Source organism: Arthrobacter saudimassiliensis (assembly GCF_059090665.1).
Genome location: NZ_JBNHFX010000001.1, coordinates 104997 through 118389 on the forward strand (window position 1 = coordinate 104997; position 13393 = coordinate 118389).

At 71.5% G+C, this 13393-nt stretch carries 12 protein-coding genes and 1 tRNA gene; 10 read left to right on the forward strand and 3 right to left on the reverse strand.

Translation table 11 applies throughout. The features are described from left to right. From AC5RV6_RS00480 to argS, 3 genes are read right to left on the reverse strand one after another with little or no spacing between them, the layout of a single operon-like run. Positions 1–1299 (reverse strand): homoserine dehydrogenase, encoded by a 1299-nt coding sequence (locus tag AC5RV6_RS00480; RefSeq protein WP_494005327.1) that lies wholly within the window; start codon positions 1297–1299, stop codon positions 1–3. Positions 1300–1320: 21 nt separating this feature from the next. Continuing rightward, positions 1321–2772 (reverse strand): diaminopimelate decarboxylase, encoded by a 1452-nt coding sequence (gene lysA / locus AC5RV6_RS00485; RefSeq protein WP_494005328.1) that lies wholly within the window; start codon positions 2770–2772, stop codon positions 1321–1323. Between the two features lie 4 nt (positions 2773–2776). After that, positions 2777–4426, reverse strand: a complete 1650-nt coding sequence (gene argS / locus AC5RV6_RS00490) for an arginine--tRNA ligase (protein ID WP_494005329.1) — start codon at positions 4424–4426, stop codon at positions 2777–2779. 209 nt (positions 4427–4635) lie between these two features. On the opposite strand from argS, the gene AC5RV6_RS00495 reads away from it, so the two are divergent. From AC5RV6_RS00495 to AC5RV6_RS00540, 10 genes are all read left to right on the forward strand, one after another. Continuing rightward, entirely contained in the window at positions 4636–5076 is a 441-nt protein-coding gene (locus tag AC5RV6_RS00495; RefSeq protein WP_494005330.1) for an FMN-binding protein, read from the forward strand. 7 nt (positions 5077–5083) lie between these two features. Then, a complete protein-coding gene (locus tag AC5RV6_RS00500; protein WP_494005331.1) occupies positions 5084–5959 on the forward strand; it encodes an FAD:protein FMN transferase in 876 nt (291 codons plus the stop codon). Beyond that, a complete protein-coding gene (locus AC5RV6_RS00505; RefSeq protein WP_494005332.1) occupies positions 5956–7470 on the forward strand; it encodes an FAD-dependent oxidoreductase in 1515 nt (504 codons plus the stop codon). Before AC5RV6_RS00500 ends, AC5RV6_RS00505 begins: the two co-directional genes overlap by 4 nt. A gap of 97 nt (positions 7471–7567) precedes the next feature. Next, positions 7568–7640, forward strand: a tRNA-Arg gene (locus AC5RV6_RS00510). Positions 7641–7862: 222 nt separating this feature from the next. Then, positions 7863–8450 carry a TetR/AcrR family transcriptional regulator gene (locus tag AC5RV6_RS00515; RefSeq protein WP_494005333.1) on the forward strand — a complete coding sequence of 196 codons (588 nt, stop codon included), beginning with the start codon at positions 7863–7865 and terminating at the stop codon, positions 8448–8450. Positions 8451–8575: 125 nt separating this feature from the next. Then, positions 8576–9367, forward strand: coding sequence for an ABC transporter ATP-binding protein (locus AC5RV6_RS00520; RefSeq protein ID WP_494005334.1), 792 nt, complete (start codon positions 8576–8578; stop codon positions 9365–9367). Further along, a complete protein-coding gene (locus AC5RV6_RS00525; RefSeq protein WP_494005335.1) occupies positions 9364–10083 on the forward strand; it encodes an ABC transporter ATP-binding protein in 720 nt (239 codons plus the stop codon). Before AC5RV6_RS00520 ends, AC5RV6_RS00525 begins: the two co-directional genes overlap by 4 nt. Then, complete coding sequence (locus AC5RV6_RS00530; RefSeq protein ID WP_494005336.1) at positions 10083–10961, forward strand: branched-chain amino acid ABC transporter permease; 879 nt, start codon at positions 10083–10085, stop codon at positions 10959–10961. Before AC5RV6_RS00525 ends, AC5RV6_RS00530 begins: the two co-directional genes overlap by 1 nt. Beyond that, entirely contained in the window at positions 10958–12064 is a 1107-nt protein-coding gene (locus tag AC5RV6_RS00535) for a branched-chain amino acid ABC transporter permease (RefSeq protein ID WP_494005337.1), read from the forward strand. The genes AC5RV6_RS00530 and AC5RV6_RS00535 overlap by 4 nt, the downstream gene beginning before the upstream one ends. After that, positions 12061–13344 (forward strand): ABC transporter substrate-binding protein, encoded by a 1284-nt coding sequence (locus tag AC5RV6_RS00540; RefSeq protein WP_494005338.1) that lies wholly within the window; start codon positions 12061–12063, stop codon positions 13342–13344. Before AC5RV6_RS00535 ends, AC5RV6_RS00540 begins: the two co-directional genes overlap by 4 nt. Positions 13345–13393 lie beyond the last annotated feature (49 nt).

Genomic DNA, 13393 nt, shown 5'->3' on the forward strand with positions numbered 1-13393 from the left:
CTAGACCCCTTCTACCCGCAGGACGGATGTGACGGATGTGATGACGTCGAGGCCGCGGATGGCCTCGACGGTTGCGGCCAGGGCCGCCTCGGTGGCGCGGTGGGTGACGAAGCGCAGCTGCGCCGCCGCTCCCCCGCCGTCCGCCGGGACGGTCTGGCGCATGGTTTCGATGGAGACGCCGTTTTCCGCGAAGACCCGCGCGACGGCGGCCAGCACGCCGGGCTGGTCGGAGACCTCCAGGCCGATGTAGTAGCTGGTGGTCACCTTGTCCATGGGCAGCCCGGGCACCCGTCCGGTGGCCGACCCCGGAGCGGGCGGGCCGCCCAGGACCAGCCGGCGGGCGGTGCGCACCACGTCGCCCATGACGGCGGAGGCCGTCGGGGTGCCGCCGGCGCCCTGGCCGTAGAACATCAGCTCCCCGGCGTTTTCGGCCTCGACGAAGACGGCGTTGAAGGCTCCGTGCACGGCGGCCAGCGGATGCCGGCGCGGCAGCAGGGTGGGGTGGACGCGGACGCTGACGCCGCCGTCGGCCCCGCCGCCGATCATCTCGGCGATGGCGAGCAGCTTGATGACGAACCCGGCCTCACGCGCGGCGGCGATGTCCTCGGCGGTGACCGAGCTGATGCCCTCGCACCAGACCTGGTTCAGGTCGAAGTCGGTGTGGAAGGCCAGCGAGGCGAGGATGGCTCCCTTGGCGGCGGCGTCGTGGCCCTCGACGTCGGCGGTGGGGTCGGCCTCCGCGTAGCCCAGGCGCTGCGCGTCGGCGAGGGCGTCGGCGAACTGCGCGCCGGTGGTGTCCATCTCGTCGAGGATGTAGTTGGTGGTGCCGTTGACGATGCCCATCACCTTGGTGATCCGGTCTCCGGCCAGGGAGTCGCGGATGGGCAGCAGGATCGGAATGGCGCCCGCGACGGCGGCCTCGTAGGAAAGCTGCACGCCGGCGGCGTCGGCCTTGCCGTACAGTGCGGGACCGTCGGCGGCGAGCAGCGCCTTGTTGCCGGTGACCACGGCGGCGCCGTGACCGATGGCGTGCAGGATCAGGGAGCGGGCCGGCTCCAGGCCGCCCATCAGCTCGATGACGATGTCGGCGCCCTCGACCAGCTGCTCCGCGTCGGTGGTGAACAGTTCACGCGGCAGTTCGACGTCGCGCGGGGCGTCAACCGAGCGGACGGCGATGCCGGCCAGCTCGAGCCGCGCCCCCACCCGGGAGGCCAGCGCGTCGGCGTCGTCCAGCAGGATCCGCGCCACCTGGGATCCCACGTTGCCGCAGCCCAGCAGGGCCACCTTCAGGGTCTTCATGCTGCTAAAGCTCCTCAACACTCAGCTCATGACGTCCCGCGCGAGCAGGTCGTCCTCGGTTTCGCCGCGTACGATCAGGCGGGCCGCCCCATCGCGCACCGCCACCACGGGCGGGCGGGCGATCCAGTTGTAGTTGCTCGACAGGGCCCAGCAGTAGGCGCCCGTTCCGGGCACAGCCAGCAGGTCGCCGTCGGCGACGTCGGCAGGCAGGTAGACGTCCCGGACCACTATGTCCCCGCTCTCGCAGTGTTTGCCAACCACCCGCGACATAACCGCGTCATCTTCCGAAGCGCGCGAGGCCAGCACGGCGGAGTAATCGGCGTCGTAGAGCACCGGGCGGGCGTTGTCGCTCATCCCGCCGTCCACGGAGACATAGCGGCGCGCCGCGGCGGTGCCGTCCGGCGCCTCGGTCCGCACCGTCTTGACGGTGCCGGTGCGGTACAGGGTGAAGGTGCTCGGACCGGCGATCGCGCGCCCGGGCTCGATGGAAATGCGCGGAACGGCCAGCCGGTGCTCCGCGGCGGCCTCACGGACGACGGCGGCCAGGGCGTCGGCGATCTCCGCCGGGGGCCGGGGCGCATCGGCCTCGGTGTAGGCGATGCCGTATCCGCCGCCCAGGTCCAGTTCGGCGAGCTCGACGCCGTGCCGGTCGCGGACACCGGCGAGGAAGCCGAGCAGCCGGCGGGCGGCAAGGGCGAAGCCCTCGGGTTCGAAGATCTGCGAGCCGATGTGGCAGTGCACGCCCAGCAGCCGGATGCCTTCCAGCTTCAGGGCCAGGTCGACGGCCGCGTCGGCGGCGGAGCTCCCGGTGCCGGAAGCGGCCGCGCCGTCGTCGCCGCCGGTGTCGGCGGCCATGGACAGGCCGAACTTCTGGTCCTCGTGGGCGGTGGCGATGAACTCATGGGTCGAGGCATGCACGCCCGGCGTCAGGCGCAGCACCACGTTGGCCTCCTGGCCGCGGGCGGCGGCCAGCGCGGACAGCCGGCGCAGTTCGGCCAGCGAGTCCACCACGATCCGGCCCAGGCCCAGGTCCAGCGCCCGGGCCAGTTCGGCGTCGGACTTGTTGTTGCCGTGCAGGCCCAGCAGGGCTCCGTCGAGTCCGGCGCGGGCGGCGACCGCCATTTCCCCGCCGGAGCAGGTGTCCAGGCGCAGGCCCTCGTCCCGGACCCAGCGGGCCACCTCGGTGCACAGGAACGCCTTGCCGGCGTAGTACACGTCCACGCCGCCGCACAGATCGGCGAAGGCTGCGTCGAAGGCGTCCTTGAAGGCACGGGCGCGGGACCGGAAGTCGGCTTCCGAGACCACGAACAGCGGGGTGCCGAACTCGGCGGCCAGCGCCGAGACGCCGATCCCGGAGATCTCCAGCTCGCCGTCGGCGCCGCGGGCGACGTCGCGGGCCCAGAGGCCGGGGGCAAGCGCGTTGATGTCCTCCGGGTGGCTGAGCCAGGCCGGGGCGAGGGGGGAAGCGGTCATGGAGCTACATCCGTTCGGGTGCGGAGACGCCCAGCAGGCCCAGGCCGTTGGCCAGGACCTGGCGGGCCGCGAGGTTCAGCCAGAGGCGGGTGCGGTTGACGTCGGTGACGTCCTCGCCGTTCGCCGGGGCGATGCGGCAGGCGTCGTACCAGCGGTGGTAGGTGCCGGCGATGACCTCGAGGTGGCGGGCCACCCGGTGCGGTTCACGGAACGAGGCCGCCTGCGCGACGACGCCGGGGTACTGCCCCAGCGCGGCGAGCAGCGCGCTCTCGGTGGGATGGGTGAGCAGCGAGGCGTCGAAGGCGGAATCGTCGACGCCGGCGGCCTCGGCGTTGCGCGCCAGGGCGTGGGTGCGGGCATGGGCGTACTGGACGTAGAACACCGGGTTCTCGTTGGTCCGGCGGGTCAGCAGGTCCAGGTCGACGTCGATGTTGGAGTCGGCGGAGAACCGGGCCAGGGTGTAGCGGGCGGCGTCAACGCCGACGGCGTCCACCAGGTCCTCGAGGGTGACCACGGTGCCGGCACGCTTGGACATCCGGACCGGCACGCCGTCCTTGACCAGGTTGACCATCTGGCCGATCAGCACCTCCACGCACTGCGGGTCGTGGCCCAGCGCAGCGGCGGCGGCCTTCAGCCGGGCCACGTAGCCGTGGTGGTCGGCGCCGAGCATGTAGATGTTGAGGTCGAAGCCGCGCTCGCGCTTGTTCTGGATGTAGGCGATGTCCCCGGCGATGTACGCGGCGTTGCCGTCGGACTTGATGACCACGCGGTCCTTGTCATCGCCGAACTCGGTGGAGTTCAGCCACCAGGCGCCGTCCTTCTCGTACAGGTTCTTCGAACCCTTCAGCTGTTCCAGCAGCTTCTCGACCTGCCCGTTTTCGTGCAGGGAGTCCTCGTGGAAGTAGACGTCGAAGTCCACGCCGAAGTTGTGCAGCGACTCCTTGATGTCGGTGAACATGTTGTCCACGCCGACGGCGCGGAAGCGCTCCTGCGCTTCGGCCTCGGGCAGCGAGAGGATGTCCGGTTCAACGGCCAGCACGCGCTTGGCGATGTCCTCGATGTACGCGCCGGCGTAGCCGTCCTCGGGTGCGGGCTCGCCCTTGGCGGCGGCCAGCAGCGACCGGGCGAACCGGTCGATCTGCGCCCCGTGGTCGTTGAAGTAGTACTCGCGGGTGACCTCGGCGCCCTGGGATTCGAACACCCGGGCCAGCGCGTCGCCGACGGCGGCCCACCGGGTGCCGCCCAGGTGGATGGGGCCGGTGGGGTTGGCGGAGACGAACTCCAGGTTGATCCGGGTACCGGACAGTGCGGTGGAAGTGCCGTAGGCGGGCCCGGCCGCCACGATGGCCTTGGCGAGTTCACCGGCGGCGCCGGCGTCGAGGGTGATGTTCAGGAAGCCCGGGCCGGCGATGTCCACCTTGGCCACGCCGTCGATCTTCTCCAGTCGGCCCTTGAGGATTTCGGCGAACTGCCGCGGGTTCATGCCGGCCTGCTTCGACAGCTGCAGGGCGATGTTGGTGGCCCAGTCACCGTGGTCCCGGTTCTTCGGCCGCTCGACGCGCACCTCCCCGGGCAGCTCGATGCTGAAGTCACCGGCATCGATGGCGTCTTGGAGGCAGGCAGTTACGGCGGCGGAAAGTTCTTCAGGAGTCACCGGTTAAGCATAGCCGGGGCGCGGCGGCCCGCCCCAAGCGCCGCCGCTTTGCGTCAGGCCCGCCGCCGGGGCGCGGGCGCCGCACAGGTCAATGCGGTGTAATGGAACTGCGCCGTACCGGCACCCCGGCGGCACCCGGATCCGCTTCCGGCGGCATCCAGGCGCCTCCGCCGCAGCGCCTGTAGCCCCCCGCAAAAGGAGAAACCGCAGTGAAATCCCCCGCCCGCAAGCACCTGCTCGCCGTCGCCGCCGGGCTGTCCCTGATCGGCACCGCCGGATGCGCCGCCGACGGGGCGCCGGCTCCGGCCGAAGAGTCCGCGCCCGCCGCGAAGACCCCGGCCCCCGCAGGCACCTACGCCGACGGCGACTACGCAGGGCAGGGCAGCTACATTCCTCCGTCGGGCAAGGCCGAGCAGGTCGACGTCGAGGTGAGCCTCGAGGACGGCACCATCACCGCAGTGCAGGTGAAGACCTCCGGCGCCAACCCGACGTCGAAGCAGTACCAGCGGGAGTTCACCGACCACATCCAGGAGCAGGTGGTGGGACGGAACATCGATGAGCTCGACGTCGGCAAGGTGGCCGGGTCATCGCTCACCAGCCAGGGCTTCAACAAGGCGTTGGAGCAGATCAAGACCGAAGCCCGAAGCTGACCGTCCCGTGGCGGACTTCCGCTTCGAGGCGATCGGCACCGCCTGGGCCATCACCACTCCCGCGGCCCTGGACCGCACGCTCCGTGACCGGATCCTGGCGGTCGTCCAGGCGTATGACCGGGCCTTTTCCCGGTTCCGGCCGGATTCGCTCGTCACCCGGCTCGGCCGTGACCGGGAGGTCGTGCTGCCGGCCGCGGCGCGCTCGCTGTTCGCCCTGTTCGACCGCCTCAACGAGCTGACGGACGGCCGGATGAACCCGCTCGCCGGTGCCGGGCTGGTCCGGCTCGGCTACGACGCCTCTTACACCCTGAGCCCCGCCGGCCCGCCCGTGCCCGCCCCGGACTGGCGCCTGGTCCACCGCACCGACGACGCCGAAGGCGTCGCCGTGCACATCGACCCCGAGGCGGCCGGGCCCGTGGTCCTGGACGTGGGCGCCGCCGGCAAGGGCCAGCTGGTGGACCTGGTGGCCGCGGAGCTGGCCGCCGCCGGCGTGGACGAGTACCTGGTCGACGCGGGATCCGACATGCTGCACCGCGGCCCGGCACCGGTGCCGACGGCGCTGGAGCACCCCTATGATCCGGCCCGGGCGATCGGCGTTCTCGGACTGCGGAACCGGGCGCTGTGCGCATCCGCCGCGAACCGCCGGGCGTGGGGCGACGGCCTGCATCACGTCCTGGACGCGTCCACCGGCCGGCCCGTCTCCACCGTGACCGCCACCTGGGTCCTGGCGGACGACGCCATGACCGCCGACGGGCTGGCCACGGCCCTGTTCCTCACGGAGCCCTCCCGGCTCCGCACCGTCTTCGGCTTCGATCATGTCCGGGTCTTCTCGGACGGGCGGGCCGAATTCTCCGATGCCCTCACTGGAGTCCTGTTCACATGAGCCTTTCACCCACCCGGCCGTCCCTCCGCCCCGGCGCCTCCGTCGGCCGGCTGAGCATGTACCGCCTGACGGTCCTGCTGCTGCTGGCCGTCACGGCCTGGGCTTTCGTGCTCTCCCTGGCGGGTGCGCTCTACTATGCCCCGGCCGACCTGGCCGCCCTGCTGGCCGTGACCCTGTCGGTCACCCTCGTGTCGAGCCGGGTCATGGGACTGCTGCTGCGGACCCGTCCGCACACGGAGTCCTCGGTGATCACCGCCCTGATCCTGTTCCTGCTGTTCTGGCCCTCCACCTCGGCACCGGACCTCACCGCCGCCGCGGTGGCTGCGGCGGCGGCCACCGTCTCCAAGTACCTGCTGGCCTGGCGGCGCCGGCATATTTTCAACCCGGCCGCCGTCGGGGCCTTCACGGCAGGGCTCCTCGGCCTGGCCGGCCCGGCCTGGTGGGTCGCCGCGCCGCTGATGCTCATCGTCGTGCTGCCGGCCGCTGCGCTGCTGCTGTGGCGGACCCGGCTGGCGGGGACGGCCGCGGTCTTCGCCGTGACGGCGCTGGCCGGCAGCGCCCTGCAGTTCCAGCTGTCCGGAGCGGGCTTCGCCGCCGGACTGTGGACGGCACTGGCTTCGTTCCCGATCGTCTTCCTCGCCGGTTTCATGCTGACCGAGCCGCTGACCCTGCCCCCCAGGCGGGTCCAGCGCCTGCTGGTGGCCGGCCTCGTCGGCATCCTGTTCTGCCTGCCGCTGCAGCTGGGACCGGTCCATATGTCCCCGGAGCTGGCCCTGCTCATCGGCAACGCCGTCGCCTTCGGCTTCGGGCAGCGGGGGGCGGTGACGCTGCGCCTGGCGGAAAACCGGGCCCTGACTCCCACCGCGAGGGAACTGGTCTTTGAACCGGCCCGCCCTGTCCGCTTCTCCCCCGGCCAGTACATGGAGCTCAGCCTTCCGCACGCGCCGGTGGACGGCCGCGGCAGCCGCCGGACGTTCAGCATCAGCACGGCCCCCGGCGGCCGGGTCGGTTTTGGGCTGCGGATCCAGGACCCGCCCAGCACCTTCAAGGCTGCCCTGCTGCGGCTGGCGCCCGGGGCGGAGGTGGCCGGCACGGCCGTGGGCGGAGACTTCACGCCGCCCAGGCCCGGGCAGCCGCTGCTGCTGATCGCCTCGGGCATCGGGATCACGCCGTTCATCGGGTGGCTGCGCTCCGGCGCGCTGTCCGGACGCGACGTCGTCCTGGTGTACGCCGTGGCCTCCGCCGAGGAGGCCGCCTATGCCGGGGAGCTGCGCGCCGCCGCCGCTGACGGAGAGCTGCAGGTACTGATCTGCTGCCGCGAGGACGTGCCGGGCTTCGCGCGGGTCGCCGACCGGCTGCCGGACGGGGCTGCCCTTCGATCCCTGGTGCCCGACGTCGCCGCCCGCGCCGCCTATGCCTCCGGTTCTCCTGCCGCGGTGGCCGCGGCCCGCCGGGCGGTGCGCGCCGCCGGCGGTGGAAGGACCGTGACCGACGCCTTCACCGGGTACTGAGCGGCGGACGCGCCGCGGAGGCGGGGCAGGTTTTTGCCCGCCCGGATAACCTGCTAAGCTTCTTGAGTCCCAAGGATGCCGCCGGAAACGGCGATCCGCCCTCGTAGCTCAGGGGATAGAGCGGTTGCCTCCGGAGCAACAGGCCGTAGGTTCGAATCCTATCGAGGGCACGGATGCAGGAATGATGCAGAACAAGGAACCCCGTCGCCGGGAAACCGGCGGCGGGGTTCCTTTGCGTCCGGGCGGAACCCCGGAGCCCGCATCCTTCGAAAATCCGTGCCTCAAAGCCCTTGCGCGCGGGGGTGTCCGCGGGGGTAGGGTGTGGCATACCGACCGGTGGGTATGTGCTTCCCCCGGCGACCGACCCGCAGAAGAGAACCGGCCCGCCAGCAATGAAGACACTGAACATCAAGGAGCAGCTCGCCCACACCTCGGTCGAGCTATTTGCGACCCAGGGATATGCGCGCACGAGCGTCCAGCAGATCGTGGACGCCGCGGGCGTGACCAAGGGCGCGCTGTACCACTATTTCGCCTCCAAGGATGACCTGCTCTTCGATATCTACGACCGGATCCTCACCGTCCAGCACGAGCACCTGACCGAGATCATCGCCCGCGGGCTGCCCGTGCCGGAAACCATCCGGCTGGTGTGCGAGGACCTGATCATCACCTCCATCGAACGGATCAGGGAAGGCGCCGTGTTCTTCCGTTCGCAGCACATGCTCAGCGAGGACCGGCTGGAGGAGGTCAAGCAGCGCCGCCGCGAATACAACGAGGTCTTCGCCGGCCTGCTCCGCCGGGGCCGGTCCGAGGGGTCGGTCCGCACCGACATGCCGCTGCCGGTCCTGGTGGCCAACTTCTTCTCGGACCCGCACTACCTCGCGTACTGGTACTCCCCCGACGGCAGCCTCAGCAAGGAGGAGGTCGCCGCGCAGCTGACCGAGCTCTACCTCGCAGGCCTCCGTCCTCCCCGGCCCGAGTGAGGGCCGGGCTCCGCCCGCAGCACCACCGATAGCCAGCACCACCGCACCACCGCACCACCGATGGACAGCACCACCGCACCAGGCACCACCGTTAGCGCACCACCCGCAGAGACGATGGAGTACTCATGCACGTGCAACATACCGACCGGTCGGAACCACCGCCGCGGCTGAGGCTGCGGAACATCTCGGTCCGCTTCGGCGGCCTCACCGCCCTGGACTCGGTCGACCTCGAGGTCGCGCCGGGCCGCGCCGCAGGGGTGATCGGTCCCAACGGCGCCGGCAAGACCACCCTGTTCAATACCGTCTGCGGCCTGGTCCGCGCCTCCTCCGGCACGCTGGAGCTCGACGGCGCCGCCTTCACCCCGGTGCCGCACCGGCTGGCACCGCTGGGGGTCAACCGCACGCTGCAGGCACTGGGCCTCTTCGAGGGGCTCACGGTGCTGGACAACGTCACGGCGGCCCTGCGGCCCGCCGGAACCGGCTTCATCCGGGACCTGCTCGCGCTGCCCGGAGGGGGCCGGGCCGAAAAGGCCGCCCGGGACCGGGCGATGCAGGAACTCGAATCCCTGGGGATCGCCTCCCACGCCTCGGCGCTGCCCGCCACGCTCCCCTACGGGGTGCGGAAGAAAGCCGCCCTGGCGCGCGCCCTGGCCACCGATCCCCGCCTGCTCCTCCTCGATGAGCCGGCCGGCGGGCTGGGCCGGGACGACATCGACGAACTCGCCGACCTGATCCGCGCGATTCCCGGCCGCGGGTGCTCGGTAGTGCTGGTCGAACACCATGTGGACCTGGTCATGGCCGTCTGCGACCGGATCACGGTCCTGGACTTCGGGCGGGTCATCGCCGAGGGCACCGCCGCCGCGGTCCGTACGGATCCGGCCGTCACCGAGGCCTACCTCGGGGCGGGTGCCGCGTGAGCGCCGGGCTGGCCCTGGCGGGAGTATGCGCCGGTTACGGGCCGCTGCCGGTGCTGCATGACGTGGACCTGGACGTCCCCGCAGGTTCCATCACGGCCGTCGTCGGGGCCAACGGCGCCGGCAAGACGACCCTCCTGCGCACCGTGACCGGCCAGCTGCCGGCCACCTCGGGGTCCATCCGGATGGGCGAGGGCATCGACCTGGGCCGGGTGGCCGTGGAGGACATGGTGCGCACCGGCGTCGCCCTGGTTCCGGAAGGCCGAAGCGTCATCACGGACCTGAGCGTGGACGAAAACCTGCGGCTCGGCGGCCTCTGGCGGAAGGACCGGGCCGCAGCCGCACGGACCCTCGATGAGGTGTACGGACACTTCGAACCGCTGGCCCGGCGCCGCGGGGCCGCCGGACACCAGCTCTCCGGCGGCGAGCGCCAGATGCTGGCGCTCGGCCGGGCCCTGATGGCGGTCCCGCAGCTGCTGCTGCTCGACGAACCGTCACTGGGCCTCGCGCCGAAGGTGACGGCCGGGATCTTCGCCCTGCTCCGCCGCCTGTGCGACGAAACCGGGCTCACCGTGGTCCTCGTGGAACAGAACGTGCGCAGCGCGCTGGCCGTCGCCGACCACGGAGTCGTCCTCAACCTGGGCCGGGTCGTCGCTGCCCGGCCCGCCGCCGACCTCGCGGCCGACACCGGCCTGCGCCACACCTACCTGGGGTTCTAATGGACAGATTCCTCTTCCTGACCTTCGACGGGCTCGCCCGCGGAGCCGTCCTGGCCGCGTTCGCCCTCTCGCTGGTGCTCATCTGGCGGGCCGCGCGCATCGTCAACTTTGCCCAGGGCGCGATGGCGGTCTCGGCCACCTACGTCGCCTTCATCGTTACTGCCGCGACGGGCAGCTATTGGGCCGGGCTCGCCGCTGCCCTCGCCGCGGGGTTCGTCATCGGCGCCGCCGTCGAGCGCGGCGTCATGCGGCATGTGTCCGGCTCCTCCCCGCTGAACACGGTCATTGCCGGCCTTGGCGTGCTGATGGTCCTGCAGGCGGTCCTGGGCATGATCTTCGGAAACGGCTACCGCACCATGAGCGCGCCGTTCAGCGGCGAGCCGGTCGAAATCCTCGGGGTCTCCGCGGTCTCCTCCTATGACCTGTTCGTCTTTGCCTGCATCTGCGCCGTCGTGCTGGCACTGATGCTGCTGTTCACGCGCACCCGGCTGGGGCTGCAGCTGCGGGCTGCGGCCTTCGCCCCGGAGCTGGCCCGGCTGCTCGGTGTCCGCTCGCGGCGGATGCTGACCTTGGGCTGGGCCCTGTCCTCCGCGCTGGGAGCGCTCGCGGCGCTGCTGCTGATCCCCACCGAGTTCGGACTGAACCCGCACGCGGCCGACACCGTCTTCGTCTACGCGTTCACGGTGGCCGTCGTCGGCGGGCTGGATTCCCCCGGCGGGGCCGTCGTCGGCGGCCTCGCCGTAGGCGTGCTGCTCAGCTGGGTCAGCGGCTACCTGGGAGCCGTGCTGGCCCCCCTGGCCATCCTCGTCCTGCTGCTGGCAGTGCTGCTGCTGCGGCCGTCCGGATTGTTTTCCCTCGCCAAGGAGCGCGCAGCATGACACCACGGACCCGGATCCTCACCGCCGCCGGCATCGCCGCCGGGCTGATCATGCTCACCTTCGTCCTTCCGCCCTTCACCTCCTACCAGCTGGCAACGGTGTGCGCGTATGCCTGCGCCGTCGCCGGGCTGACCCTGCTCACCGGGGCGGGCGGGCAGCTCTCGCTCGGCCAGGCGGCGATGATGGCCGCGGGGGCATACAGCTACGGCCTCAGCGCCAACGCCCTGGCCGAGGCCGGTGTTGAAGGCGCCGCCCTGCTGCTGCTGCCGGGGGCCGCCGCCGTGACCGGCGCCGCCCTGCTCGGACTGCTGGTCGGGCTGGCCGCGGCACGGCTGCACGGCCCCTACCTCGCCGGCGTCACCATGGCGCTGGTGGTCGCGCTGCCCGCAGCGGCCGGCACCTTCTCCGGAGTGCTCGGCGGGGAACAGGGGCTGTGGATCACGGTGGAGAAACGCCCGACGGCGCTGCGCGGCGCCGTCGGAACGGAGCAGTGGCAGGCGTGGCTGGCGATTGCGGCCGCAGCCGTCGTGTTCGTGCTGCTGGCCAACCTGCTCGGCGGGCGGTTCGGGCGCTCGCTGCGCGCGGTCCGCGACAACGAGACCTCGGCCGCGCTGGCCGGCATCTCCCCCGCCCGCACCAAGGTCACGGCCTTCGTCGTCAGCTCCGCCGCAGCGGGAACCGGCGGCGGCCTGCTGGCCTACATCACCCAAAGCGCCAGTCCGGGAGCGTACTCGCTGGTGTTCTCCCTGTTCCTGCTGATGGCCGCGGTCGTGGGCGGGCTGAACTCGCTCAGCGGCGCGGTCTGGGGCGCCCTGGTGCTCGTGGCGCTGCCGCACCTGATCAGCACGGCCACCTCCGCCCTGTCGCTGTCCCCGGACCTGGCCCAGCGCCTGGACGGCAACCTTTCCGTGGCGGTGTTCGGCGTGGTGCTGATCAGCGTCATCATCCTGGCCCCGCGGGGCATCGCGGGCCTCACCCCCACGCTCCGCCGCTCCGTCCGCAGCCGGCGGCCGCCCGCCGCGCCGTCGTCTGCCCTCCCCGCTGCCTCCACTGCACCATCCGGTTCCCAGCACCTCCCCGTCCACCCGAAAGGCACGCCATGACCAGGTATTCCTCCCTTTCCGCCGCCGTCCGGTGCGGCGCAGCTGCCGCCGCAGCCGCGCTGGCACTGACGTCCTGCTCCGCATCCGGCGACACCGCAGCCGCCGAGGCCGCTCCGGGCGTCACCGACACCACCGTCACGGTCGGCACGCACCAGCCGCTGACCGGGCCCGCCGCGGCCGGATACGCGACCATTTCGCCGGCCACCCGCGCGTACTTCGACTACGTCAACGACAACGGCGGCATCAACGGCCGCACCATCGAGTACCTGGTCAAGGACGACGGCTACAATCCGGCGAACACCCAGTCGGCGGTCCGCGAACTCGTCCTCCAGGAGGAGGTCTTCGCGATGGTCGGCGGCCTGGGCACTCCACCGCACAGCGCGGTGCTGGACTTCCTGAACGACAACGAGGTGCCGGATCTGTTCGTCGCCTCGGGCAGCCCCACCTGGGACCAGCCGGAGGACTACCCGTACACCTACGGCTTCATGGTGGACTACCCCACCGAATCCCGTGTCCTCGCGACCTACGCCCAGGAACAGTTCCCTGACGGCACGTACTGCTTCTTCGGCCAGGACGACGACTTCGGCGAGGAGTTCCAGGCCGGGCTCGAAGCCGTGCTCGGCGACGACGGCCTCGCCGACGTGCAGTCCTACTCCACCGCGAACACCGACATCGCCGCGCAGATCAGCTCCCTGAAGGAGTCCGGCTGCGACGTCGTCTTCATGGCCACCATCAACGGCTTCAGCGCCCAGGCGGTGGGCACCGCGGCGAAGCTGGGGTACTCGCCGCAGTGGCTCGCCTCCTCCGCCGGAGGCGACTACTCGACCCTGGCCACCTATCTCGGGGAGAACGCCGCGCCGCTGCTGGAGGGTTTCCTGTCCGCCAACTACCTGCCCATCTACTCCGATGAGCAGAACGAATGGACGGCGCAGTTCAAGCAGATCAACGAGGAGTACAACGGCGGCGCCCCGTTCGACGGCAACACCATTTTCGGGATGTCCATGGGCTACCTGTTCGTGGAGGCGCTGAAGCAGGCCGGGGAGAACCCCACCCGGGAGGCGCTGCTTGACGCGCTGGAGTCCGGCGACGTGACCGGCAACGGGCTGGTTCCGCTGGGCTTCAGCGGGGAGAGCCACCGGGGGTACACCGGGGCGATGATCACCAAGGTCGAAGGCGGGGTGCAGTCCTACGTGGGGACGCCGTACGTGGTCTCCGGTGACGAGGTCAGCGAGCACACCGGGGAGGTTCCGGCGATGCCGGCCGGGGCGATCCCCGAGTAGCCGGGCCTGTGCGGGTGCGTCGGCGGCTGAGGGCCGCCGGCGCACCCGC

Excerpts from the sequence above, each read along its gene's own strand:
- lysA (WP_494005328.1), bottom strand. The coding sequence starts at position 2,772 with ATGACCGCTTCCCCCCTCGCCCCGGCCTGGCTCAGCCACCCGGAGGAC.
- AC5RV6_RS00530 (WP_494005336.1), top strand. The coding sequence starts at position 10,083 with ATGGACAGATTCCTCTTCCTGACCTTCGACGGGCTCGCCCGCGGAGCC.
- AC5RV6_RS00515 (WP_494005333.1), top strand. The coding sequence starts at position 7,863 with ATGAAGACACTGAACATCAAGGAGCAGCTCGCCCACACCTCGGTCGAG.
- AC5RV6_RS00540 (WP_494005338.1), top strand. The coding sequence starts at position 12,061 with ATGACCAGGTATTCCTCCCTTTCCGCCGCCGTCCGGTGCGGCGCAGCT.
- AC5RV6_RS00480 (WP_494005327.1), bottom strand. The coding sequence starts at position 1,299 with ATGAAGACCCTGAAGGTGGCCCTGCTGGGCTGCGGCAACGTGGGATCC.
- AC5RV6_RS00520 (WP_494005334.1), top strand. The coding sequence starts at position 8,576 with ATGCACGTGCAACATACCGACCGGTCGGAACCACCGCCGCGGCTGAGG.
- AC5RV6_RS00535 (WP_494005337.1), top strand. The coding sequence starts at position 10,958 with ATGACACCACGGACCCGGATCCTCACCGCCGCCGGCATCGCCGCCGGG.
- AC5RV6_RS00505 (WP_494005332.1), top strand. The coding sequence starts at position 5,956 with ATGAGCCTTTCACCCACCCGGCCGTCCCTCCGCCCCGGCGCCTCCGTC.